The following is a 22,758-nucleotide window of genomic DNA, read 5'->3' as shown; positions in this document are numbered from 1 at the left end:
TGATAACGTCAAACGTTATTAACGTAAAGCGTTATCACTCGACCGCTAGAAATTCAGCCCCGAGAACATGACCCGGCCGGGATCGTACTTCTGCCGCACCGCGCTGAGCCGCGACAGGTTGGGCCCAAAGTAGCGCGACGCCGGTTGGTTCGCCTCGATGTAGTTCACGTAGCCGCCGACCGAATACGGTTGCACCGCTTGGTGTGCCGTGGCGAGCCAGCTCGTCGCCGCCGCCGGGTCACCCGTCTCGACGTACCACTGCACCAGCGAGGCCTGCCGGCGCCACGGGAAGGCCGTCGCACCCGGCGCCACGGTGGCGAGCGCGCCGTCGAGGGCGTGCATGATCGCCAGCATGCGGCCCGCGCCACGCGGAAACGCCTCGACCGCCGACGCGATCCCCTGGGCGGCGGCCGGGGTCATCGCCGTGAAGACGTCGGATCCGCCGACGTATCCCAGCGGCGACGGGTTGAGGTTGCCAACGGCCAAGTAGCGCACCAGGTCCATGTAGTTGAACGTGTGGTTCTCTGTCCCGCTCGGTTGCACCCCAACGGCTTTGGTGATGGCGGCCGCGACGCTGTTCCCCGATCCGGCCGGGCAGGTCGCCATTATCCGGGGATGCGTACCGAACCCGTCGACGGTGTTGTCCGCCAGCGCCCACATGCTTTGGTCGGCGGTGCGCAACCAGTTCTGCCAGCCAAGCAGAACCTGCGCGAACGCCTGGGGCGGGAAATTGAGGTTGACGACGTCGACGTCGCGGGTGGGGAACGTGGCGAAGGTCAGCGAGGTCGTCACCCCGAAGTTGCCGCCACCGCCGCCGCGCAGCGCCCAGAACAGGTCGGGGTTGTTGGCGGCGGACGCGGTGACGGCCTGGCCGCCGGGCAGCACCACCGACGCCGCCGTCAGCTGGTCGCAGAGCAGGCCCGCGTGCCGCGATTGGGCGCCCAGTCCCCCGCCCAGCGCGTGCCCCGCGGCGCCGACCGACGGGCAGGTACCCGTCGGGATGCCCCGTCCGGCCGCGGCCAGGGCCTCGTGGATCGCGTACAGGCTGGTCGCGGGCGTCACGGTGACCTGCCCGGTGGACGCGTCGTAGTTGATCCCGCCGGGCAGCTGGCGCAGGTCGAACACCACGGCGCCGTTCGCGGTCGACGCGCCAATGTAGGAGTGCCCGCCGCTGCGCGGGGCGACCTTGAGGTTATTGGCGGCGGCGAAGGCCATCGCCTTCTGCACGTCCGCCGCCGACGTCGGGGTGACGATCGCCGCCGGCGTAAACCCGTTGTAGTTGGTGTTGAAAACCTGCTTCGCGCTGGCGAATTGAGGATCTTGCGGCAGCACGACCCGCCCGCCGATGGCGGTGGTCAGGCCGTCCCAGCCGGAGGGGTTCGGGGCCGCGGTCGCCCGCGCCGAGCCGAAGACCGCGCCCGCGGCCAACGCGCCGGCGGCCCCGCGCAGGAACGCCTGGCGGGAGATCTCACGCGCCATCGTCAGGGCTCCCGCGATTGCGTCATGCCCGCATTGTCATTCCCGGGGGCCGCGGTGCGCTGTGGCGTGCCGCGAGGCAACCGGACCGTGCCCCAACCGTTACCGGCCCGGGTCCGCCGGGCCTAGGCTGGTGTTTTGCACGCCTGCGCTTTTTCGAGAGGTAACGCCATGCCCGCACCGTCAGCCGAGGTCTTCGACCGCCTGCGTCAACTGGTCGCGATCAAGGACATCACCGCACGCGAGACCAAGACGATCGACGAGGTTTTCACCGGTAAACCGCTGACCACGATCCCCATCGGCACGGCCGCCGACGTCGAGGCCGCTTTCGCCGAGGCCCGCGCGGCGCAGATCGACTGGGCGAAGCGCCCGGTCGCCGAGCGGGTGGACGTCATCCGCCGCTATCGCGACCTCGTCATCGAGAACCGCCAGTTCCTGATGGATCTCCTGCAGGCCGAGGCGGGCAAGGCCCGCTGGGCGGCGCAGGAGGAAATCGTCGATCTGATGGCCAACGCCAACTACTACGTGAACGTGGCCGCCGACCTGTTGAAGCCGCGCAAGGTGCAGGCGCTGCTCCCAGCGGTTGGCAAGACGACCGTCATCTACCAGCCCAAGGGCGTCGTGGGGGTGATCTCGCCGTGGAACTACCCCATGACGCTCACCGCGTCCGACTCGGTGCCCGCGCTGGTGGCGGGCAACGCGGTGGTGCTCAAGCCCGACAGCCAGACGCCTTACTGCGCGCTGGCGTGCGCCGAGCTGTTGTACCGGGCCGGGCTGCCGCGGGCGCTGTACGCGATCGTGCCCGGTCCGGGTTCGGTGGTCGGCACAGCGATCATCGAGAACTGCGACTACCTGATGTTCACCGGCTCGACCGCCACCGGCAGGCAGCTCGCCGAGCACGCGGGCCGTCGGCTCATCGGGTTCTCGGCCGAACTCGGTGGCAAGAACGCGATGATCGTCACGCGCGGCGCCAACCTCGACAAGGCCGCCAAGGCGGCCACCCGCGCGTGCTTCTCCAACGCGGGCCAGCTGTGCATCTCGATCGAGCGGATCTACGTCGAAAAGGACGTCGCCGACGAGTTCACGAGCAAGTTCGGCGCACAGGTGCGAAACATGAAGCTCGGCAGCGCCTACGACTTCTCGGTCGACATGGGCAGCCTGATCTCGGCGAGCCAGCTGGATACCGTGACCGACCACGTGGAGGACGCGAAGGCCAAGGGCGCCAAGGTGATTGCGGGTGGCAAGCCCCGGCCCGACGTCGGGCCGCTGTTCTACGAGCCGACGGTGCTGACCGACGTCACGCCGGAGATGGAGTGCGCGGCCAACGAGACGTTCGGGCCGTTGGTGTCGATCTACCCCGTCGCCGACGTGGACGAGGCCGTCGAGAAGGCCAACGACACCGAGTACGGGCTCAACGCCAGCGTGTGGGCCGGGTCCACCGCGGAGGGCCAGGAGATCGCCGCCCGGTTGCGGTCGGGGACGGTCAACGTCGACGAGGGTTATGCGTTCGCGTGGGGCAGCCTCGGCGCGCCGATGGGCGGGATGGGCCAGTCCGGCGTCGGCCGCCGCCACGGCCCCGAGGGCCTGCTGAAGTACACCGAATCGCAGACGATCGCGGCGGCGCGGGTGTTCAATCTCGATCCGCCGCGCGGCATTCCGCCGACTCTGTGGCAGAAGTCGCTGGTGCCCGTCGTGCGCACGATGATGAAGCTTCCCGGGCGGAAGTGACGGGTCCGGCCTTCGGCGCGCTCTGACAGGCCATCGCGACGCGCAGGTCGTCATTGTCAGCATCTACTACCGAGCGTAGTATCTAGGGCATCCCACCGTGCACAAGGAGGTGCAACGTGAGGTGGAGTTTCGCCCAAATCGGGCTGCTGATCATCTGTGTCCTGCACGTCATCCAGGCTGTGGTCGGGTTCATCATGGAGCCCAGCTTCGCGACGGGCCCCAATGCGCCGACCGTCCAGCTGCTCGGCATGGACTACAACGGTTGGCACGCCGTCGCCGGCCTGGCCCTGTTCGGCCCGGGTCTGGTGTTCGCGCTGCGCAAGTCGTGGGCGGTGCTGTATCTGATCGCTGCGGCGATTGCCGGTGCGCTGCCGGGCATTTGGGCGTTCTTCTCACATCAGGTTGCGTTCGTCTTCACTTTCCCCAACAACACCACCGACGCGGTGGTGCACCTGGTGACCGCGGCGGTGATGCTTGCGGTGGCGGCCGTGCAGATCCGGTTGGACGGTGGGTTGCGCAACTCGCTCGCCGATCTGCGAAAGGCGCGGTAGCGCCAAGGATTTCTTGAGGATCCGCCAAGCGGCGCGGCGGATGGTGGGTTCGTCCATTGGAAACGACTCACGAGGTTCCGCTATGACCCGCCACCGCATCTACGCCCTGATCATCTTGGCCGCCCTCGCCTTCTTCGGCGCTGCGTTCATGGCGTCGCCCGCCGCGCAGGCCGCGGCCGTCGATCGCTTCGCCGTGATCGCCTACTCCCCCGTCACCGGCTGGGCGGGTTGGGCCAACAACGCCAGCACCATGGAGGAGGCCACCCACATCGCGCTGGGCAACTGCCAGCGCCACGGCGCCGGCTGCACCGTGGCGTCATGGGCCCGAAACGGTTGCACCGCTTTGGCTCTCGGGCCCGGCGGTTGGGGCGCCGACTGGGGGTTGACCCCGGTAGCCGCTCAGCGGGGCGCGCTGGCCAAGGTCTCGTCCGGCAGCGTCGTCGAGGTTCACTGCACCGGGTAGCGGCGTTCCTCGTCGTCGATTCGTCGCCGCCAGTGTTCGTTGATGTGGTCGGACTGACGCTCGAGCGGAGGCTTGGGCACGCCGGTCGCATGTGTGGGGTCGACGCCGAGGAATTGCAGGACGCCCGCGATCTCGTCGGGATAGTTCTCGTCGAGCTCTTCGTAGCGGACCGTGAGAACTTCGGGACGTCGGGTGGTGAAGTAGTCGGTCCACGCCGCCTGTTCGGCGCCGAGGCTGCGTTCCATCGCGGTGATCTGCTCGCGCGTCGGCGCGACAGCGGCGAGGTCGACCGCGGGCCGCTGCGGCGTGGGCCGACCCAGATATAGCCCCCAGGGACGTTCCGTCGTCGGCGGTCCCGGAGAACGAAACCACTCGCCCGTCGTCTCGGCGCGAAACAGCGATATGGCCTGCGCCCGCCGATCGGTACGGACGATGTTGACGAAAACCGCTGTCGGAAAAAGCGTCTCAAGCACCGCGCCCGGATCTGCACGAAACCCTAGGGCCTGCGCCAGCGAGACGACGTCCCGCCAGTGGATCTTGAAGCCCCACACGCCGTTCTGCGTCGCCGCGAACGCTCTGACCCTCGTCAGGTATTCGGTCCACGAGCAGTCCAACGGCAGCCCCAGGTCTTCCTTATAGGCCGCGATGTGGTCTGCCGCGAAATACTCCTCGGGGCGCCCGGCGACTCCCGTAGCGACGAGCCCGGCGGCCAAAAACGAACTACCCGAACGGGGGGTGGAGGCGATGACATAGCTCGCGTGTCGCATAAGCCTCCTCGGACGTGTTCTTCAAAGCGTAGGCGCTTTACCCGGCGCCCTTGCCGTTGTCGACCCGATAGACGGCGCCGTGGACGGCGGCCGCGGCGTCGCTGGCGAGGAACGCGATCACGTTGGCGACGTCGACGGGCTGCATCATGCCGCGCGGCGAGGCCGTGCGCAGGATCAGGTCGTAGTTCGGATTCTCCGGCGCGCTGAAGTGTTCGATTTGGGGTGTGAGCATGCCGCCCGGGCATACCGCGTTGACGCGCAGGCGATCCGCGGTGTACTCGACCGCCAGCGCACGGGTGAGCCCGATCAGGCCGTGCTTGGCGGCGCAGTAGCCGGCCGAGTACGCCTGGCCCTCGACGCCCGCGATGGAGCCGACGTTGACGATGTTGCCGCCGCGTTCGAGCAGATGCGGCAGCGCGGCCCTGCACAGGTAGAACGGTCCGTTCAGGTTGACCGCGAGGTCTTGTGTCCAGTCGTCGTCGGTCATCGACTCGGTTCGGCGCATCTGGTGCTTGCCGGCAACGTTGACCAGGACGTCGAGTCCGCCGAACTCTTGGACGCACTGCTCGACCGCGTCCGTGCAGGCCTGCGCCGAAGCGACGTCCACCGAGGCGTACGAACCGCGTTCGACGTCTTTGAATACCGCGGCCAGGCGTTCGGTGTCGCGGCCTATGCCGAAAACCGTTGCGCCCTGCCGGGAAAACAGCCGGGCGGTTTCCGCGCCCAGGCCCGACGACGCACCGGTGACCAACGCGACCTTGCCTTGCAGTGCTGACATTTCGGCCCTTCTTGGTGCGGTGACGGGCTTCAAAGGCTACATTGCGCCCTCAATACGAGAGGATCCGCGCCACGCCCGCAACGGTTCTCAGCTTCAGGACGCGGCGCGCGGTCATCGCCACTAGCAGGCTGATCGCAAGCCTGCCGAGCGCGACCCGACTCGTGCGCTGCTTCCAGGATCGCGGCGACGAACCCGCGCGCCGGCCAAGGTAATAGCCGAAGCATGTCGCTGTCGCGAGCGCGCAGAGTAGCGCCAATACCGCCATGACGATGAGCGTCCTTCGTCGCTGTCGCGGAAAGGTCACGCGCGAGAAACACCTTGGGCAATAAGTGCAGGCTGCCCGATCAGAAGTCCGGCCGAATGCTGCCGTCGGCGTTGACCATGAGGTAGCGCTCGGTGTGACCATCGGAGACGTAAAGCTCGATGCGCAGGGTCCCGTCTTGGGCCGCTTCAATGATGATGTTCTCGGGGTTGCCGCCGTCAATGTGCAGAGTCTGGGGCGCCGCACGAAGGGCGCTAATGACGGCCTGGACGTCGAATTTGCCGAGGTCACCAATGGCCGTGTCCATCGGGATGGTGGTGCTGCTGCCCGTGCCCCAACCGCGACCCCCGTACGTGTAGCGCACGGTTTTGTGTGCGTTGACCGTGTCGGGGCGAGTGATGCTGGCGTGATCGGGATAGACCACCAGCTCGTAGCCCATCGTGTCCCCGAACGTCGTCCGAACTTGCGCCATCAAGCTCGACAGCCCGCCCAGGGTCAGCAGTTGCGCCGGCGGCTGCGGCTGGGTCGAGGCTGGCGGCGGTTCAACAGTCGGTGCCGGTGTTGGCGGCGGCTGCGGCGCGACCACGACCGGGCTGGCGACGGTCGGCTGGGGCGTTGCGTCGCGCGACGAAGCGGTGTTGCTGTACAAAGCCCAGGCGATGCCGGCTCCCACCAGGGCCAGCGCCACGAGCACGGCGATCCGCATCCCCCGACGGCCGGCCAGCGATTTCAGGCTCGGGGATTGGGCTGGGGCACGGCGGATCTGCAGGTCCGCCACCAGCGACTGCAGCTCGCCAAGGGTGGCGGCGTTGGTCGCGGCGCTCACCCGCTGGCGGTGCTCCTCCATCGATAGCTGGCCGTCGCTCAGCGCCAGATCCAACAGCTGGCAGGTGTCGACGCGGTTGCTGTCGGTAGCCCGGGTGTTTGCGGTGGCCACGGGAAGATCCTAGAAGGTCTCAGCGGCGCGCCGGCTCGATTGCCCTGACAGTGCCGTCCGCGTTCAGGTCCATATGCCCGCCGTCGCGGTCTCTGAATACATAGACCGACAACGCCAGGCTGCCGTCCCGCGCGGATTCGACCACCAGGTAGGTGTTGTTGGCGCCGGCAACCTGAAGGGTCTGCGGCGCCCCGCGCAAGACGTTGGCGACCTCCTGCGCGTTGAACTTGCTCAAGTCACCGGCGGTCGAGGTAGACGGAATGGCGCTGGCGCCCCACTGCGACCAGCCACGGCCGGCGTAGTGGTAGGTCACCGAGTTGCGAGGGTCTTGGGGATCGGGACGGTCGAGGTCCGCATGATCCGGGTAGACCACCAGCCGGTAGCCCATGGTGTCACCGATCTCTTTTCGCATTTGCGCCAATAGCCCCGTCAGCCCGTCGACGGTCTGCAGTTGCAGTGGCGGCGGTGGCGGCGGCGTCGTCGGGGTGATCGCCACGGTGCTGGTGGCGCTCGGAGGTGGGGCGGTTTGCCGCTGAGAAGGGCTGTTGCCGAGCATCTTCCAGCCGATGCCGAGGCCCGCGAGCGCCAACACCGCGACGCCGGCTATCAGGATGCCCCGTCGACTGGCCGGCGTCGGGGGTTGGGCAGGGCCGCTGTGGATCTGTAGGTCGTCCACGAGCGACTCAAGCTCGCCGACAGTGGCGGCACGGCGCGCGGCGCTCACCCGTTGGCGGTATTCCTCCATCGAGAGCTGGCCGTCGCTCAGAGCCGCGTCCAGCACCCGTCCGGTCTCGTCGCGGTCACTGTCGGTAGCCCTGATGTATCCGGCGGCCACGAGGGTGAGCGTAACCGAGGACGCACGAGGTCGACGCCGCCAAGACCGAGTGTGCCGATCAAGTCGATCCGCGCGTTGCTAGCGCTATCCTCGTCCGGGGTCGGACGAGTGCGAGGAGAGCCGATGCGCGGCAGACGGTTACTTCGGCCGATCGCCATCGCCGGTGTAGCGGGCTTGGCGGCGTGCAGCCACCCGACGACAAACTCCACAACGGGCGGTGGCAATGCCTCGACCCCCGCCGGACCGCCGTCGATCACCGGCGAGCCGTTCGGTCAGGTGGATGATAGCCCGGTGACCCGATACGAGCTCACCAGTGGGCGCGGCATGCGTGTGCGAATCCTGAACTACGGCAGCATCATTCAGTCCATCGAGGTCCCCGATCGCACGGGAAACGTCGGTAATGTGGTGCTGGGCTTTCCGACCCTGGCCGGCTACGTGAACAACACGGGATCCGCCAAGACCTATTTCGGCGCCATCATCGGCCGCTATGGCAACCGGATCGCCAAGGGCGCATTCACGTTGAACGGCAACGAGTATCACTTGCCGACCAACAACAACGGCAACAGCCTGCACGGCGGCACCGCCGGCTTCGATACAAAGGTGTGGCAGGCAAGTCAGCAGAACGGTAGCGACCGCGTAAGCCTCAAGCTCCAATATGTCAGCCCCGCAGGCGAAATGGGCTATCCCGGGACGCTGACGACCACCGTGACCTACACGCTGGGCCAGAACAACGAACTGCGCATCGACTACCGCGCGACCACCGACGCGCCGACCGTGATCAACCTGACCAATCACAGCTACTTCAACCTGGCGGGTGAGGACACCCTCGACGTCTACGACCAGAAGGTCACCATCAATGCCGACAACTACCTTCCGACCGACCCGACGCAGATCCCAACCGGGCAGATCGCCCCGGTGAAGGGCACACCCTTCGACTTCACCTCACCGACCGCGATCGGCGCGCGTATCACCGCCAATGACCCGCAGTTGTTGCTCGCCCAGGGCTACGACCACAACTGGGTGATCAACCGCGGCAACAACACCGGGCTGGTGGAGGCGGCCAGGGCCCAAGACCCGAAGTCGGGACGCACCCTGACGGTCTCCACCACCGAGCCCGGCGTGCAGTTCTACACGTCCAACTTCCTCGACGGGGCGTTCACGGGCACCAGCGGGCACAGCTACCGGCAGGGCGCCGGATTCACGATGGAGACCCAGCACTACCCCGATTCTCCGAATCACCCGAACTTCCCGACCACCACGCTCAACCCGGGCCAGACCTACGATTCGACAACCGTCTTTGCCTTCGGCGCCCAGTGACTCGCCTAGCGAGTTGTCAACGCGAAAGCTCCGCGAGGAACGCGGGTAACCGGCCGACGCCAAAGTCATAGAACCGCGCCCAGTGCGGCTCGATCGAGATCCGCACCATCTCCGGATACGTCGAACGCACGTTGCGTTCGAACTCGGCAAATTGCGCTTCTTCCATCGACCTCCTCGCCGCGGCGAGGTACTCGTCGGTGACGCCGTCGACGGTTTGCAGTGTGGCGAGGCCACGGACCAATAGCGCCTTCGCCTCTTCGGGGGTGGAGCCGGTGTCGATCGTCAGCGCAACTTTCGGGCGGGAGGCTAGCGCGCGGGCTTTCGGGGAGGTCGGTGCCGTCGAGACAACGATGCGTTCGCCGGTCCAGTAGAACCCGACGGGGATGACTCGCGGGAAGCCATCGTGGCCGTTGTAGGCGAGCCGGGCCATTGAACCGGAGAGCAATTTCTGGGCATCGGGGTGGCCGAGCTCCCGAGCCAACTCCTGTTTGTCCATCACACCGGTATAGCTACCCGGTGGGGACGGAGGTAGATCATCCGGGCGAGCTTCGACCGGTCGCGCCCCCTCGGAATGGCGCGCCGCAATTGTGTGAACCGATAGATTCCTGCGCGTTTCTTTGACGCGTATCGCCGCTCGATGACCGCTAGCCTCATCGGTAGCCGGAGGCAGGGGCGAATATGAATGCCGACATCAAGACCCGGGCGCATTGGCTGCTGGGATATGGACTGCCGCGTTGGACGCTGAAATTGCTCGCGCGCCGGGGCGATCCTTTTTCCCAGCTGTTAATCCAAAGCGGTCAGCCCGACGAAGTGAATCGCCGTATCGAGCAGATCCGCGAGCGGGGACGTATCTCCGCGATTGTCGGCGGGTGGGTCACCCCTGACGCGCAGATTGTTCGTGACGTGCTGCGCGACGACAGGTTTCGGACCCCGAAACCACGGGACCGGTCACCGTTTCCCGTGGTTCAGCGGATGTTCGCGAAAACCAACCCTGGAGTGCTGAATGGCGTGGAACCGCCGTCTTTGCTCGTTGCCGATCCGCCCGAGCATGCGCGGTTGCGTCGCCTGGTGTCGCGTGCATTTACCCCTAGGGCGATTGAGGGACTCCGTCAGGGCATTCAGGAGATCGCCGACGCCCTGCTCGACGATCTCGAAGGCAACAACCAATGCGATTTGATCGCCGCCTACGCTTCTCAAATCCCCATCGCCGTCATCGTCGAGATGCTGGGCATTTCGCGCGACGAGGCGCCCTACCTCCAAACATTCGCCGAGCCCGGCACCAAAATCCTTAACAGCACGTCCCCGTCTTGGCGCGAGTACCGGACCGCCGTCGCGGCGTTGCGCGAGTTCGAAAACTTCCTCGCCGCGCATATCGAGCGCCTACGTCGGGGCCGCGCCGAGGACAGCATCCTGTCCGCCGTCGTGCACGACGGCGACCTCACCGAGACCGAGGTCCGGATGTTCGCGGGGCTGCTCCTAGGCGCCGGGTTCATCACCACCACCCATGCGTTCGGCAACGCGGTGGTGGCACTCGTCGGGCATCGCGATCAGCTCGCCCGGCTGCAGGAGCATCCGGAGGGCTGGCCGAACGCGGTCGAGGAGGTGCTGCGCTACGACTCCGTCGCGCATATCGCGGCCCGGGTGGCCACCGAAACCGTTGAGATCGGCGGACATACCGTGCAGGAAGGCTCGACGATGTTCCTTCTGATCGGCGGGGCCAACCGCGATCCGGCCGTTTTCGAACGTCCCAACGAATTCGACACCGCCCGCGTTAACGCCCGCGATCACATCAGCTTCGGCAGCGGCATCCACAGCTGCCTCGGCGCGTCGCTCGCGCGCATGGAACTGCAGATCGGCCTGCGGGCGCTGTTCGAACGCTTCCCCCAGCTGGCTCTGGCCGGCGAGCCGATCCCGAACGACAGCACCCTGCTGCGCGGGATCAAGAAGTTGCCCGTCACCCTCGGACCGGCGAGGGTTGACGTTGCCCGCTAGCTAGCCGGCGCTGACACGGTCGATGTGTTCGAGGAAGTGCCGTAGCACTTCCTCGGGCGCTTCGAGTTGCGGCCAGTGCCCGATGTCGTCGGCGAGCATCACCACGTCGGGGTCGGGGATCACCTCGGCGTAGCGGCGCGCCATGTGGGCACCGGAGTTGGGGTCGACGGGCCCGTCGATCAACCGCATCGGGACCGCGGTTTGGCGCATGGCGCGCACCCACCGGTTGCGGTGCGTGTAGCGATCGTTGATGAACCGGCCGACCTTGTGCAGCACCCGGCGTCCGTCGTTGTAGTCCAGGATCTGGTTGAACACGGCCATCATGTGCGGGGTGGGTTTGGTGTTGGGGCCGAACATCTCGCGCATTGTCGGCTCGAGCAGTCGTCGTGCCAGCGGGCTGCCCTGCACAGGGCTGAACAGGTCGCCCAGCGGGGTGCCCGACATCAGTTTCTGCGCCGCCCTGGGCGTGTAGGCCTCGATGAACATGCCGCCGTTGAGCCAGGTGATGGAGTCGATGCGCCATTCGCCGTACGTCTGTTGGCCGAATTCGTGGCGGGCCAACAGTTCCTGGCCGACCGAGTCGCCGATGTCGTGGGCGAGGATGTGGGCGTTGTCGACGTTCAGGTGCTGTAGGAGCGCTTCGTGCATGTCGGCGTGGTCGTGCACCGAGTATTGGTAGTTTGTCGGTTTGGCGGAGAATCCCATGCCCATCATGTCCGGCGCGACGACGGTGAACCGCTTTGTCAGTGTCGGCCAGATCGGCGCCCAGTCAAAGGAATTGAACGGGTAACCGTGGATCAGCAGCAGCGGAGGCCCGCTGCCCTCGACGCGGTAGAAGATGTCGAAGCCGAGGTAGTCGAAGTGCTTGCCCGAGTCCAGCCAGCGTGTCAGTTCAGCGTCCATGACAGTCATCATGCGCCGACCCGATTGGCTAGCCGTCATTGGCCAGACTTCCTTGCTGCAGCGAGATACTCGTCGGGCGAGCTAGCGTGTAGTGATGCACTACCAAGTGACCGACGCCGACACCGCCGCACAGATCGGCAGCGGCGATGTGCCGGTGCTCGCGACTCCACGGCTCATCGCGTGGCTGGAAGCGGCCACGGTGCAAGCCGCCGCGCCCTTCACCGGTTCTGGCCAGACGACCGTTGGCACCGCGGTGCGCATCGAGCACCGGCGCGCGACCCATGTAGGCGGCAGCGTAGAGGTCACCGCCGAAGCGCGATCGCCGGGCGAGGGGCGACGCCTGACGTTCGACGTGCAGGCGGTTGACGATTCGGGACAGCTTGTTGCTCGCGGCGAAATCGATCGGGTAATAGTTGACCGCGAAAAGTTCCTCCGCCGCTGACCAAGATGCGGCGCTATGAACTACTGGTCTCGGCGAGCGGTAATTCGCACAGTTCTGATTTCGCCCCGGCGGAGGGGCCGTCGCACGTAGGCCCACCACGTCAGCCCCGACCCGACGAGGTAGCACAGCAAGAAAAAGCAGAACGCCGTCGTTTCCGAGCCCGTGGTCAGATAGGACTGTCTCAGGGCCAGATTAATCAACACACCGCCGAGCGTGCCGACCGCGGCGACGATTCCGATCACGGCGCCGGACATCGCACGGGCCCAGTGGCGGCGTTCGGCCTCAGCGGCTTGCATGGAGGGGCTGCGCGATTCGAAAACCGCCGGGATTCATCTTGTACACGGCCCCGTTGCCGATCCCGCACAAGACAAAAAGTGCCATAAAACCGACGATGTAGCCGGTCATGGTGGTGACGCTCAAGGGACCGGAGCGATTGTCGGCGTGTGCGCTCACCACGATCAGCGTGCTGACGGCAGCGATCATGGCGAATAGAGCTCCCAGGGTGACGGTGCCTCCGCCGAGCCGGTCCGAGAGCATGCCGCCGTACATCCGGGCCAGCGACGCGAGCAGCGGTCCGAGGAATGCGATCCGAGCGGCGTGCAAAGACGCCTGCAGCGCACCTTGCCCGGCGGCCATGTGGTTGATTTCCAGCACCTCGCCGAAGGCGAACGAAAATCCGATAAATGAGCCGTAGGTCGCGACGTAGAGCGTCGCCAGGATCCAGGTGTCGCGCCGTACCTGAACTACCCCAGCTTTAGTTCCGATCCTTATAGGAGGATTGGACGCTATGCCCCGTCAGTATTCGCCGGAGTTTCGCCAGCGTGCGGTGCGGTTGGTGGACACCACAATGGAGACCTCGGATATTTCTGAGTTCGAAGCCATCAAGTCGGTGGCTAGCAAACTCGGTGTCGCGCAGGAGTCGGTGCGCCGGTGGCGGCGTAAAGCCCAGGTCGATGCCGGCGAGCGGCCCGGCACGACGAGCTCTGAGCATGCCGAGATCCGTCGGCTCAAGCGTGAGGTCGCGGAGTTACGTAGGGCCAATGAGATTTTGAAGTCTGCGTCCGCGTTTTTTGCAGCGGAACTCGACCGCCCCGCGACGAAATGATCGCTTTCATCGATACCTATCGCGATCAGTTCGGGGTCGAGCTCATCTGCCGCGTGCTGCGGGCAGCTATCCCCGGCTTCTTGACCTCCCGAGGCTATCGGGCGGCGCGAACCCGACCGGCGTCGGATCGCGAGATCCGCGATGAGCAGCTGATCGCCGAACTGGCCACCGTGCATCGCCAGAATTACTCGGTCTACGGGGCCAAGAAGATGCATGCGGCGATGCGCCGGCGCGGCTGGCAGGTCGGCCGCGAGCAGATCCGGCGGTTGATGCGCAAAGCCGGCCTGCGGGGTGTGCAGCGGGGCAAGCCGGTGTTCACCACGATCACCGACCCGGCCGACCAACGGCCGGCTGATCTGGTCATTCGGCAGTTCAAGGCCTCGGCGCCGAACCGTCTGTGGGTTGCCGATATCACCTTCGTGCGGACCTGGCAGGGGTTTTGCTACACCGCGTTCGTCACCGATGCCGCCACGAAGAAGATCGTCGGCTGGGCGGTGGCGGCCAGCATGGGCACCGAGGATTTACCGCTGCAAGCATTCAATCATGCTGTTTTCCAGGCTGATTCGGATCTTTCTGAGTTGGTTCATCATTCCGACCGCGGATCGCAGTACCTATCGCTGGTCTATACCGACCGGCTGGCCGAGCTCGGGATCGCCCCGTCGGTGGGGTCGCGCGGCGATAGTTATGACAACGCCCTCGCCGAAGCGGTCAACGCCGCCTATAAAACCGAGCTGATTTACCGCGGTAAACCGTGGCGCTGCATCGACGACGTCGAACTCTCGACCGCCGAATGGGTGGCCTGGTACAACCAGGAACGCCTGCACGAAGCCCTCGGCTACCAAACCCCAGCCGAGTACGAGGCCGCTATCACCGGCACCTCACAGCACGCGAGCCAGCCAACCCCGGCCCTCGCAACCGACTAGGAACTAAACCTGGGGTAGTTCACATCGACGACCGCGACATCCGCGTCCTGGACCGCAACACCGGAACACTCATCCGCAAACTCGTCCTCGACCCCACCCGCGACTACCAACCACGCGGAGTCAAATGCGGAAACAGCCCCGAAAACCGGCTAGAGGTGTAAACCATGTCTCGGGACACCTGTCAACGATGTCCCGAGACATGACACTGGTCGGGCTGACAGGATTTGAACCTGCGACCACTTGACCCCCAGTCAAGTGCGCTACCAAACTGCGCCACAGCCCGCCTGCCGCCGAATCACCGGCAGCAGTGCGACAGCCTACCGCAGGCGACCCGCCACCTTGCTAATGCCCGAGCGACCTGCGAGTCTGCTCCACCCAGGCCAGTAGCGCCTCGGCAAGTTCGGACTCGCGGCGGTAGAACCGCTGCGCCGGGACGGGCACGCTGACCGCCACCAGCTGCTCGCCCACCCCCGGCAGCGCGGCGCCGACCGCGCAGACGCCTTCGGTCTGCTCCTCGCGGTCGTAGGCGACGCCGTCGGCGCGAACGCGCTCGAGCTCCTTGCGCAGGGCCGCCGGCGTCGTGATGGTGTTGTCCGTCAGCCGCGCCAGCCGGCTGGGCAGGGCCTGCGCCTGCTGCTCGGGCGGCAGATTGGCCAGCAGTGCTTTGCCATTGGCACAGCAGTGCAGAGGAAACGACTCCCCGACCGCGCTGATCGCCCGCAGTCGGTGCGGCGAGACTACTTGGTCGACGAACGTCGCGCGATCCCCGTCCAGGATCGACAGATCCACGGTCTCCTGCAGCTCCCGCGACAGCTCCTCCATGAACGGGTGCACGTCCATCACCACGCCGAGCCGCACGGTGCCGGCCATGCGCGCGATCTCGGGCCCGAGCCGATACGGGCCGCGGGCCCCTCGCGACGCCACCAGACCTTCGTCGTCCAGTGCCCCCAGGATCCGGCTGACGGTCGAGCGCGCCATGCCGAGCCGCTCGCCGATCTCGGCCTGACTGAGCCCACCGGGATGCGCTTGGAGCAGCCGCAGGATTTCGCCTGCGCGGGAGATGACCTGGATGCCGCCGTCGGCAGTCACGCCGCATGTCCCGTCTCGAGGCGGTAGGTTCCGGTGGGATCGACGATCGCGACCAACCGCACGATGCAGCCGTCGCCGCCGACCCAGCGCCAGGGGAACGCGGCGAAGGTGACGCGCTTGCCGGTGACCTTGTCCAGGTCTCCCCCGACGTTCTCGAAGCCGTAGATGCCCTTGGACAGGATCGCGCGGTGGCACGGCTCCCACTCCGGGAAATCATCGAGCACCTTGCGGCCGGTCTCCTGTTCGTATTCGCTTACCGCCCAAGGCAATAGGCCGCCGGTGTGTTCGGTCGGGCCGTGCGGGGCGATCGCGGTGGCCATCGGGTGATCCAGGGCCTGGGTGTCGGTGCCGACGGCCTTGACGCCCTTGGCCGCAAACCACTCGCCCGCCTCCTTGTAGAAGCCCGGCGAGTAGGCGTAGTACTCGGCGCTGTCGGCGTAGGTGTGGTGCCAGCCGGTGTTGACGATGACGATGTCGCCGGGCCGGATCTGCGGCATCGCGTTCTCGAGGTCTTCGGCGGTGACGACCTCCCACTTCTTCTTCGGGATCGAGACGACGACGCCGGTGCCGAAGAACGCGCTCAGGGGGATCTCGTCCAGAAACGGGGTGCCTTCGATGACGTGCGCAGGCGCGTCGATGTGGGTGCCGGAATGCATTACGGTGGTGACCTTTTGGGTCAGCACGCGGCTTTTCGCCATGTTGTGCAGGCGCTCGATCTTCACATCCTCGAAGTACGGCCACGCCGGCACGCCGTGCCTCCAAGGGTGGGACAGGTCGTAGAACTCCAGCTTGGACTCGGCTTCACCGAGGGGCCAACTGATACTCATGATTTCCTTTCAATCAACACGCGGTGTAGCCGCCGTCGAGATACATCACCTGGCCGGTGAAGAAGCTCGACGCGTCGCTCAGTAGATAGATCAGGGCGCCGACGAAGTCGTTCGGCTCGGCGAAGCGGCGCAACGGGATTCGAGCGAACATCGCCTCGCGCGTTTGCCGACCCTTCTCGTCGTCGGCAAACATCCACTCGGTCACCTCTGACCGGAAAACCGTTGGGGCAAGCGCGTTCACGCGGATGCCGCTCGGGCCCCATTCGGCGGCAAGGCTCTTGGCCAACAGGTCGGTGGCGCCCTTCGACGGGCAGTAGGCGCTGTACCCGGCGGGGTGCCCGAGGGAGCCGCGCACCGAGGAGACCAGGACAACGCTGCCGCCGGTGCCCTGCTCCAGCAGCACGCGCCCGGCCGCCTGACAGACCAGCCAGGCGCCGCGGGCATTCGCGCCCATCACCTTGTCGTAATCCTCGACGGCCATGTCGGTAATGGGTGCGACGTGGTTCATGCCCGAGGCCACCAGGACACCGTCGAGACGGCCGTGCCGGGCGACGGCCGTTTCCACCATCTCTTGGGCGTCGGCAGGAGTCTCGGGCCGCCGGGTGACGACGGCGGCGTCGACGCCGAGTTCGTCCAGTCCCGCGGCATTTCCGCCGGCCAGGGTCAGCCGGGCCCCGGCCTCGGACAGCGCGCGGGCCGCGACGCTGCCGAGGGCGCCGGTCGCGCCGGTGATCAGGATCGACTTCTCTTCAATGCTGAACAGCTTCATCGCTGTCTCCGTAATTCCTACAATGCGGGTATTCCAACCCGATATACGAGAGAGGTTAGTGCCCCCAGTTGCTGAAAATCAATCACTTACTCCTGTGATGTAGGCGTCATTATCCGTATTGCAGGAGTTTTATCAGCAAACGACCGATCAGCAACCGGGGTATCTCACCGCGCGCGGGCACACTTCCTTGCCCGCCTCACAGCGACAACTACCTAGTGACGACCCCGAGAAGGGAGGGAGCAGAGCCGAGTTGTCGCTGCGAGGCGGGCACATCGCCTATTGCCCTCCGCGCCGGGGCGAATGTGACAGGTGTGACCCGCACCCTCCGGCCGGGACGACGCTCAGCGCCGCTTAGCTCCCCGCTTCTCGCGCACCCGCACGTTGATCCGGATCGGCGAACCCTCGAACCCGAACGTCTCCCGCAGCCGCCGCTCGAGGAAGCGCCGGTAGCCGGCCTCGAGGAAGCCGTTGGTGAACAGCACGAACGTCGGCGGGCGCGCGGTGGCCTGGGTGGCGAACAGGATGCGCGGCTGCTTGCCCCCGCGCACCGGCGGCGGGGTGGCCGCGACGACTTCCTTGATCCAGGTGTTGAGCTGGCCGGTGGAGATCCGCTTGTCCCAGGATTCCAGTGCGGTCTCCATGGCCGGCACCAGCTTCTGCACCGCGCGGCCCGTCTTGGCGGAGATGTTGACCCGTTGCGCCCAGCGCAGCTGCGCCAGCTCGCGGTCGATCTCGCGCTCCAGCAGATCGCGGCGGTCCTCGTCGACCAGGTCCCACTTGTTGAAGGCGAGCACCAACGCGCGGCCGCCCTCGATTACCATCGACAGCACCCGCTGATCCTGCTCGGTGAGTGTCTCGGACGCGTCGATCAGCACGACCACCACCTCGGCCGCGTCGATGGCCGAGTGCGTGCGGACCGAGGCATAGAACTCGTGCCCGCTGGCCTGGCCGACCTTGCGCCGCAGGCCCGCGGTATCGACGAACCGCCACACCTTGCCGCCCAATTCGATGAGCGAGTCCACAGGGTCCACCGTCGTGCCGGCGACGTCGTGCACCACCGAACGCTGGTCTCCCGCAAGCTTGTTCAGCAGCGAGCTCTTGCCCACATTGGGCTTGCCGACCAGCGCCACCCGCCGCGGGCCGCCCGCCTTGGGCGCCGCCTCGGACACCTCGGGCAGCGCGGCCAGCACCTCGTCGAGCAGATCGGCGACGCCGCGGCCGTGCATCGCGCTGATCGCGTGCGGCTCCCCGAGCCCCAGCGACCACAACGCGGCGGCGTCGGCCTCGCCCTTCTCGCTGTCAACCTTGTTGGCGGCCAAGAAGACCGGCTTGCCCGAACGCAGCAGGGTGCGCGCCGCGTCCTCGTCGGCCGCGGTGGCGCCGACGGTGGCATCGACCACCAGGATCACCGCGTCGGCGGTGCGCATGGCGACCGACGCCTGCTCGGCCACCAGCTGCTGCAGGCCTTTGGCGTCGGGCTCCCATCCCCCGGTGTCCTGCACGACGAACCTGCGCCCGGTCCACAGCGCGTCGTAGGACACGCGGTCGCGAGTCACGCCGGGGACGTCCTGCACCACCGCCTCGCGCCGCCCGAGGATCCGGTTGACCAGGGTTGACTTGCCGACGTTAGGCCGGCCTACCACCGCGACGACGGGAGCGGGGCCGGGTTCGTCGACGTCCGCGAGCTCGGAATCGGTGAGCTCCCAATCGCTTTCGTCGGCCCAGGTGCCGTCGGACGTCATCGCACCGCCCCGCTCTTCTGCCGGACCAGCTCGAGCAGGTGGTCGATCACCTGGGCCTCGCTCATGTCGCTGGTGTCGACGACTACCGCGTCGTCGGCCGCGCGCAGCGGCGACACCGCCCGGGTGGAGTCGAGATGGTCGCGGCGGCGCACGTCGGCCAGCACACTCTCGTAGTCGTCGGCCAGCCCCGACGCGACGTTCTGGTCGTTGCGGCGTCGCGCACGCGTCTCGGCCGACGCGGTCAAAAAGATCTTCACTGGAGCGTCGGGCAGTACAACGGTTCCGATGTCGCGGCCCTCGACAACGACGCTGCCGGTCCCGTCCGCCAAGGCCCGCTGCAAGCCCACCAGCCGGGCGCGAACGGCCGGCACCGCCGACACCGCCGACACTGCCCGGGTGACCTCGTCGCCGCGGATCTCGACCGAAACATCCTCTCCCGCGAGGAAGTAGTGCTCATCGTCCACCGACAACGGCACACCCGACGCGACCGTCCCGACCGCCTCGGCATCGGCCGGGTCGACCCCGGCGCGCAGCACCGCCAGCGTCACGATCCGGTACATCGCCCCGGTGTCCAGGTAGCGGGCACCTAGCACCCGCGCCAAACCCTTTGAAACGGAGGACTTTCCGGTTCCGGCCGGTCCGTCGATGGCGACAACAACGTCGGAGTTCACAGCCCGACCGCCTTGTACAGCGCGCCGATCTCGTCGCGCCGCAATGCCCGGATGCTTCCCGGGCGCTGCTCGCCCAACGACACCGCGCCGATGTCGGTGCGCACCAGCGCCTCCACCGGAAAGCCGGCGGCACCCAGCAGCCGTCGCACGATGCGGTTGCGTCCTTCGTGCAATGTCAAGCGCACCAACGTCTTCCCGGGGATGGCGTCCACCACGGCGAAGTCGTCGACGCGCGCCACCCCGTCGTCCAGCTCGATGCCGGTGCGCAGCCGCTTACCCAGTCCGCGCGGCACCGTCCCCGCCACGGTCGCCAGGTAGGTCTTGGGCACCTCGTGGGAGGGATGCATCAACCGGTGCGCCAGCTCGCCGTCGTTGGTCAGCAGGATCAGCCCCTCGCTGTCGGCGTCCAACCGACCGACGTGAAAGAGGTTCTTGTTCCCGCGGACCCGGCGCTCGATCAGGTCACCGATGCACGGCCGGCCGCGTTCGTCCGACATGGTCGAGTGCATGCCGCGCGGCTTGTTCAGTGCCAGGTACACCAGCGAGTCGTCGACGACCACCCGGGCCCCGTCGACGCGGATCACCGAGGCGTCGGGGTCGACGCGCGTCCCGAGCTCGGTCACCACCTGGCCGTCCACCTCGACGCGGCCGTCGATGATCAGCTTCTCGGCCGCCCGCCGCGAGGCAATTCCGGCCTGGGACAAGACTTTTTGCAGCCGGACCCCTTCAGTATCGGCCATCAATCCTTGTCCACATCGAAGGACAGCGACTGCTCGGACGCCGAACCGCCCGCAAGTTTGATGAAACGTGGCTCGCTGTCCAGTGATTCGCTGAGGTCCTCGATCGTGTCGACGTCGGGAAGCAGCGGCGCGATGTCGGGAAGGTCGCCCAGCGACTCCAACCCCAGACGCTCCAGGAACAGTTCGGTGGTGGCGAACGTCGTCGCGCCGGTGTCGTCGTCGACGCCGGCCTCGGTGATCAGGCCGCGGGCCAGCAGGGTGCGCATGACGGCGTCGACGTTGACCCCGCGCACCGCACTGACCCGCGCGCGGGTCACGGGCTGGCGGTAGGCGACCACCGCCAGCGTCTCCAGCGCGGCCCGGGTGAGCTTGGATCGCGCGCCGTCCAACAGCAGCTTCTCGACATACGGGGCGAAGCGGGCGCGGGTGTACATCCGCCAGCCCTCACCGTTCTGGCGCAGGTCGATGCCGCTGTCGCGCTCGGCGAGTTCCTCGGACATCTGCTGCAGCTTGGCCGCGATTCGGTAGACGGGCTGGCCGGTAGCCGCGCCCAGCGCCTCGACGGTGACGGGGGTGTCCACCACCAGCAACAGCGCCTCCAGCACCGAGCCGAGTTCGTCGGCGTCCATCGGCGCCGCCTCGGCGATCTCGATCCCCAGATCGATTTCGGGCAGCTCTTCGGGCAACTCGTCGGTCATTCGTCCCGCACTTCTAACAGGGCCTCGGTGGCCGGCCGTTCCCCGGTCCACGAAATTTGGAGCACGCCAAGCGGCTCTGACTGGTCGAATGCTACCGTCCGGGTCCGATACAGCTCGAGCAGCGCCAGGAAGCGGCCGACGACCTCCAGCGGCGCCTCGCAATCCGCGACCAGCTCGGAAAACGTCGCCCAATGGCCGCTGCCCCGCGCCTCGAGGATCTCCAGCAACCTCTTGGCCTGCTCGGGAACCGACACCTGCAGCTCGTGCAGGTGTCCGAGGGACACCGTCGGCACGGGCCGCGGGGTGAAGGCGACGGCGGCGATCTGGGCGAACCGCTCGGCGTCGACACCGAGCATCACCTCCGGGAGCAGCTCGGTGAACCGGTCCTCCAGCGACACCGCGCGCGGGTAGCTGCGCAGCGCGGCGGCCTCCAGCTCGGCGAACATCTCAGCGACGTGCTTGAACGCCCGGTACTGCAGCAGCCGGGCGAACAGCAGGTCGCGCACCTCCAGCAGCGCCAGGTCCTCTTCGTCGTCGATCTGCCCGGCCGGCAGCAGGCGCGCGGCCTTGAGGTCAAGCAGCGTCGCGGCGATCACCAGGAACGCAGTGGTCTCCTCCAGCCCAAGCTGGGAGCCGATCTCTTTGGTGTAGGCGATGAAGTCGTCGGTGACCTGGTGCAGCGCCACCTCGGTGACGTCGAGGCGATGGGCGAAGATCAGCTGCAGCAGCAGATCGAACGGCCCCTCGAAGTTCGTGAGGCGGACCTGGAAGCCGGTCTGGGGTGGCGCCTCACCGTTGGCGGTTGAGTTCACGCGCCGAATCGGTGGATGAACTCGCGGGCCAGCGCGCGATAGGCGATCGCGCCGGTCGATCGGGGCGCCCAGGTGGTGATCGGTTCGCCCGCCACGCTCGTTTCCGGGAACCGGACGGTCCGGGTGATCACGGTGTCGAACACCAGGTCCCCGAACCGCTCCACGACGCGGGCCATCACCTCGCGCGCGTTGACGGTGCGCGGGTCGTAACGGGTGAGCAGGATGCCGCTGATCTCCAGCTTCGGGTTGAGCCGGTCGCGCACCTTGTCGACGGTATCGGTCAGCAGCGCCAGGCCGCGCAGCGAGAAGTACTCGCACTCGGTCGGGATCACCACGCCGTCGGCGCAGGCCAGCCCGTTGACGGTCAGCAGGCCCAGCGACGGCTGGCAGTCGATCAGCACATAGTCGTAGCGGTCCAGTACCGGATACAGCGCGCGGCCCAGAGTCTGCTCGCGGCCCACCTCGTTGACCAGCTGGATCTCGGCGGCCGACAGGTCGATGTTGCTGGGCACCAGGTCCATGTGGTTGACCCGGGTCTTGAGCAGCACGTCGTCGATCGACACCCGCGGCTCCACGAGCACGTTGTGGATGGTCTTGTCAAGCTCGTAGTGCGGGACGCCCAGCCCGGCCGACAGCGCGCCCTGCGGGTCCATGTCCACCAGCAGCACCCGGCGGCCATACTCGGCGAGCGCGGCGCCCAGGTTGATGGTCGACGTGGTCTTCCCGACGCCGCCCTTCTGGTTGCACATCGCGACGACCTTGGCGGGGCCGTGCGAGGTGCGCGGCGCGGGCTCGGGGATCGCCCGCGGCGGGCGTCCCGTCAAGCCGATCTCGACGCCGTTTTCCGGGTGCTCGGTCATCACGCCCGGCGTGTTCGGGAGGTGAACATCGCTCGAAAGTCTAACGGCTTCGCGCATTTAACCCGGGCGCC

At 66.9% G+C, this 22,758-nt stretch carries 25 protein-coding genes, 1 tRNA gene and 1 other annotated feature; of the genes, 7 read left to right on the top strand and 19 right to left on the bottom strand.

Features of this window, described 5'->3' with window-relative positions:
- Positions 1-45: 45 nt before the first annotated feature.
- Complete coding sequence (locus AWB92_RS27550) at positions 46-1,479, bottom strand: FAD-binding oxidoreductase (RefSeq protein ID WP_085191318.1); 1,434 nt, start codon at positions 1,477-1,479, stop codon at positions 46-48.
- A gap of 168 nt (positions 1,480-1,647) precedes the next feature.
- Here AWB92_RS27550 and AWB92_RS27545 point away from each other — a divergent pair, with 168 nt between their 5' ends.
- From AWB92_RS27545 to AWB92_RS27535, 3 genes are all read left to right on the top strand, one after another.
- Positions 1,648-3,204: a succinic semialdehyde dehydrogenase gene (locus tag AWB92_RS27545; protein WP_085191316.1), complete on the top strand. Its 1,557-nt coding sequence runs from the start codon at positions 1,648-1,650 to the stop codon at positions 3,202-3,204.
- A 116-nt stretch (positions 3,205-3,320) separates the two neighbouring features.
- Positions 3,321-3,755, top strand: a complete 435-nt coding sequence (locus AWB92_RS27540; RefSeq protein ID WP_085191314.1) for a DUF4383 domain-containing protein — start codon at positions 3,321-3,323, stop codon at positions 3,753-3,755.
- An 82-nt stretch (positions 3,756-3,837) separates the two neighbouring features.
- Positions 3,838-4,218 (top strand): DUF4189 domain-containing protein, encoded by a 381-nt coding sequence (locus AWB92_RS27535; protein ID WP_158090422.1) that lies wholly within the window; start codon positions 3,838-3,840, stop codon positions 4,216-4,218.
- On the opposite strand, the gene AWB92_RS27530 is transcribed toward AWB92_RS27535, so the two are convergent.
- From AWB92_RS27530 to AWB92_RS27510, 5 genes are all read right to left on the bottom strand, one after another.
- Positions 4,203-4,985 (bottom strand): Stf0 family sulfotransferase, encoded by a 783-nt coding sequence (locus AWB92_RS27530; protein ID WP_085191310.1) that lies wholly within the window; start codon positions 4,983-4,985, stop codon positions 4,203-4,205. The genes AWB92_RS27535 and AWB92_RS27530 overlap by 16 nt on opposite strands.
- 37 nt (positions 4,986-5,022) lie before the next feature.
- Entirely contained in the window at positions 5,023-5,763 is a 741-nt protein-coding gene (locus AWB92_RS27525) for an SDR family oxidoreductase (RefSeq protein ID WP_085191308.1), read from the bottom strand.
- 49 nt (positions 5,764-5,812) lie between these two features.
- A complete protein-coding gene (locus AWB92_RS27520) occupies positions 5,813-6,028 on the bottom strand; it encodes a hypothetical protein (protein WP_085191306.1) in 216 nt (71 codons plus the stop codon).
- A 79-nt stretch (positions 6,029-6,107) separates the two neighbouring features.
- The gene (locus AWB92_RS27515) at positions 6,108-6,962 is read right to left on the bottom strand and encodes a DUF1707 domain-containing protein (protein ID WP_085191304.1); all 855 of its coding nucleotides are present in this window, start codon (positions 6,960-6,962) and stop codon (positions 6,108-6,110) included.
- A gap of 19 nt (positions 6,963-6,981) precedes the next feature.
- The gene (locus AWB92_RS27510) at positions 6,982-7,797 is read right to left on the bottom strand and encodes a DUF1707 domain-containing protein (protein ID WP_085191302.1); all 816 of its coding nucleotides are present in this window, start codon (positions 7,795-7,797) and stop codon (positions 6,982-6,984) included.
- A gap of 123 nt (positions 7,798-7,920) precedes the next feature.
- On the opposite strand from AWB92_RS27510, the gene AWB92_RS27505 reads away from it, so the two are divergent.
- Entirely contained in the window at positions 7,921-9,114 is a 1,194-nt protein-coding gene (locus AWB92_RS27505; protein WP_085191300.1) for an aldose epimerase family protein, read from the top strand.
- A 16-nt stretch (positions 9,115-9,130) separates the two neighbouring features.
- Here AWB92_RS27505 and AWB92_RS27500 read toward each other — a convergent pair whose 3' ends face one another.
- The gene (locus AWB92_RS27500; protein ID WP_085191298.1) at positions 9,131-9,610 is read right to left on the bottom strand and encodes a pyridoxamine 5'-phosphate oxidase family protein; all 480 of its coding nucleotides are present in this window, start codon (positions 9,608-9,610) and stop codon (positions 9,131-9,133) included.
- Positions 9,611-9,792: 182 nt separating this feature from the next.
- Between AWB92_RS27500 and AWB92_RS27495 the strand changes: the two genes are divergently transcribed.
- Positions 9,793-11,106 (top strand): cytochrome P450, encoded by a 1,314-nt coding sequence (locus AWB92_RS27495; RefSeq protein WP_085191296.1) that lies wholly within the window; start codon positions 9,793-9,795, stop codon positions 11,104-11,106.
- On the opposite strand, the gene AWB92_RS27490 is transcribed toward AWB92_RS27495, so the two are convergent.
- Positions 11,107-12,009, bottom strand: a complete 903-nt coding sequence (locus AWB92_RS27490; protein WP_085191294.1) for an alpha/beta hydrolase — start codon at positions 12,007-12,009, stop codon at positions 11,107-11,109. It abuts the gene before it with no gap.
- A gap of 94 nt (positions 12,010-12,103) precedes the next feature.
- On the opposite strand from AWB92_RS27490, the gene AWB92_RS27485 reads away from it, so the two are divergent.
- Entirely contained in the window at positions 12,104-12,451 is a 348-nt protein-coding gene (locus AWB92_RS27485) for a hotdog domain-containing protein (protein ID WP_085191292.1), read from the top strand.
- Positions 12,452-12,733: 282 nt separating this feature from the next.
- On the opposite strand, the gene AWB92_RS27475 is transcribed toward AWB92_RS27485, so the two are convergent.
- Complete coding sequence (locus AWB92_RS27475; RefSeq protein WP_085191288.1) at positions 12,734-13,105, bottom strand: hypothetical protein; 372 nt, start codon at positions 13,103-13,105, stop codon at positions 12,734-12,736.
- A gap of 133 nt (positions 13,106-13,238) precedes the next feature.
- Here AWB92_RS27475 and AWB92_RS27470 point away from each other — a divergent pair.
- Positions 13,239-14,479 (top strand): IS3 family transposase gene (locus AWB92_RS27470; RefSeq protein WP_241523607.1). Its coding sequence is split into 2 segments (ribosomal slippage): positions 13,239-13,524 and positions 13,524-14,479, totalling 1,242 coding nucleotides; the frame shifts between segments, so codons are not numbered across the junction.
- Positions 13,514-13,631: a sequence feature (AL1L pseudoknot), on the top strand. It overlaps the preceding gene by 118 nt.
- 206 nt (positions 14,480-14,685) lie before the next feature.
- Here AWB92_RS27470 and AWB92_RS27465 read toward each other — a convergent pair.
- From AWB92_RS27465 to AWB92_RS27420, 10 genes are all read right to left on the bottom strand, one after another.
- Positions 14,686-14,762, bottom strand: a tRNA-Pro gene (locus AWB92_RS27465).
- 59 nt (positions 14,763-14,821) lie between these two features.
- A complete protein-coding gene (locus tag AWB92_RS27460; RefSeq protein WP_085191286.1) occupies positions 14,822-15,568 on the bottom strand; it encodes an IclR family transcriptional regulator in 747 nt (248 codons plus the stop codon).
- Positions 15,565-16,395 (bottom strand): cyclase family protein, encoded by an 831-nt coding sequence (locus AWB92_RS27455; RefSeq protein WP_085191284.1) that lies wholly within the window; start codon positions 16,393-16,395, stop codon positions 15,565-15,567. Before AWB92_RS27455 ends, AWB92_RS27460 begins: the two co-directional genes overlap by 4 nt.
- Positions 16,396-16,408: 13 nt before the next feature.
- Complete coding sequence (locus AWB92_RS27450) at positions 16,409-17,164, bottom strand: SDR family oxidoreductase (protein ID WP_085191282.1); 756 nt, start codon at positions 17,162-17,164, stop codon at positions 16,409-16,411.
- Positions 17,165-17,505: 341 nt separating this feature from the next.
- Entirely contained in the window at positions 17,506-18,906 is a 1,401-nt protein-coding gene (gene der, locus AWB92_RS27445; RefSeq protein ID WP_085191280.1) for a ribosome biogenesis GTPase Der, read from the bottom strand.
- A complete protein-coding gene (gene cmk, locus AWB92_RS27440; protein ID WP_085191278.1) occupies positions 18,903-19,577 on the bottom strand; it encodes a (d)CMP kinase in 675 nt (224 codons plus the stop codon). The genes der and cmk overlap by 4 nt, the downstream gene beginning before the upstream one ends.
- Entirely contained in the window at positions 19,574-20,317 is a 744-nt protein-coding gene (locus AWB92_RS27435; RefSeq protein ID WP_085191276.1) for a pseudouridine synthase, read from the bottom strand. The genes cmk and AWB92_RS27435 overlap by 4 nt, the downstream gene beginning before the upstream one ends.
- Positions 20,317-21,015, bottom strand: coding sequence for an SMC-Scp complex subunit ScpB (gene scpB, locus AWB92_RS27430; protein ID WP_085191274.1), 699 nt, complete (start codon positions 21,013-21,015; stop codon positions 20,317-20,319). Before scpB ends, AWB92_RS27435 begins: the two co-directional genes overlap by 1 nt.
- Positions 21,012-21,827, bottom strand: coding sequence for a segregation/condensation protein A (locus AWB92_RS27425; RefSeq protein WP_085191272.1), 816 nt, complete (start codon positions 21,825-21,827; stop codon positions 21,012-21,014). Before AWB92_RS27425 ends, scpB begins: the two co-directional genes overlap by 4 nt.
- The gene (locus AWB92_RS27420; protein ID WP_068108747.1) at positions 21,824-22,687 is read right to left on the bottom strand and encodes a ParA family protein; all 864 of its coding nucleotides are present in this window, start codon (positions 22,685-22,687) and stop codon (positions 21,824-21,826) included. The genes AWB92_RS27425 and AWB92_RS27420 overlap by 4 nt, the downstream gene beginning before the upstream one ends.
- Positions 22,688-22,758 lie beyond the last annotated feature (71 nt).

The organism is Mycobacterium sp. IEC1808 (genome assembly GCF_002101935.1).
Lineage (GTDB): Bacteria > Actinomycetota > Actinomycetes > Mycobacteriales > Mycobacteriaceae > Mycobacterium.
Note: the sequence above shows the minus strand (reverse complement) of the source record. Positions and strands in the feature narration are given on the sequence as shown.

Coding starts and splice junctions, on each gene's coding strand:
- AWB92_RS27550 (WP_085191318.1), bottom strand. CDS start 1,479: ATGGCGCGTGAGATCTCCCGCCAGGCGTTCCTGCGCGGGGCCGCCGGC.
- AWB92_RS27545 (WP_085191316.1), top strand. CDS start 1,648: ATGCCCGCACCGTCAGCCGAGGTCTTCGACCGCCTGCGTCAACTGGTC.
- AWB92_RS27535 (WP_158090422.1), top strand. CDS start 3,838: ATGACCCGCCACCGCATCTACGCCCTGATCATCTTGGCCGCCCTCGCC.
- AWB92_RS27530 (WP_085191310.1), bottom strand. CDS start 4,985: ATGCGACACGCGAGCTATGTCATCGCCTCCACCCCCCGTTCGGGTAGT.
- AWB92_RS27525 (WP_085191308.1), bottom strand. CDS start 5,763: ATGTCAGCACTGCAAGGCAAGGTCGCGTTGGTCACCGGTGCGTCGTCG.
- AWB92_RS27520 (WP_085191306.1), bottom strand. CDS start 6,028: ATGGCGGTATTGGCGCTACTCTGCGCGCTCGCGACAGCGACATGCTTC.
- AWB92_RS27505 (WP_085191300.1), top strand. CDS start 7,921: ATGCGCGGCAGACGGTTACTTCGGCCGATCGCCATCGCCGGTGTAGCG.
- AWB92_RS27500 (WP_085191298.1), bottom strand. CDS start 9,610: ATGGACAAACAGGAGTTGGCTCGGGAGCTCGGCCACCCCGATGCCCAG.
- AWB92_RS27495 (WP_085191296.1), top strand. CDS start 9,793: ATGAATGCCGACATCAAGACCCGGGCGCATTGGCTGCTGGGATATGGA.
- AWB92_RS27490 (WP_085191294.1), bottom strand. CDS start 12,009: ATGGACGCTGAACTGACACGCTGGCTGGACTCGGGCAAGCACTTCGAC.
- AWB92_RS27485 (WP_085191292.1), top strand. CDS start 12,104: ATGCACTACCAAGTGACCGACGCCGACACCGCCGCACAGATCGGCAGC.
- AWB92_RS27455 (WP_085191284.1), bottom strand. CDS start 16,395: ATGAGTATCAGTTGGCCCCTCGGTGAAGCCGAGTCCAAGCTGGAGTTC.
- AWB92_RS27450 (WP_085191282.1), bottom strand. CDS start 17,164: ATGAAGCTGTTCAGCATTGAAGAGAAGTCGATCCTGATCACCGGCGCG.
- der (WP_085191280.1), bottom strand. CDS start 18,906: ATGACGTCCGACGGCACCTGGGCCGACGAAAGCGATTGGGAGCTCACC.
- AWB92_RS27435 (WP_085191276.1), bottom strand. CDS start 20,317: ATGGCCGATACTGAAGGGGTCCGGCTGCAAAAAGTCTTGTCCCAGGCC.
- scpB (WP_085191274.1), bottom strand. CDS start 21,015: ATGACCGACGAGTTGCCCGAAGAGCTGCCCGAAATCGATCTGGGGATC.
- AWB92_RS27420 (WP_068108747.1), bottom strand. CDS start 22,687: ATGACCGAGCACCCGGAAAACGGCGTCGAGATCGGCTTGACGGGACGC.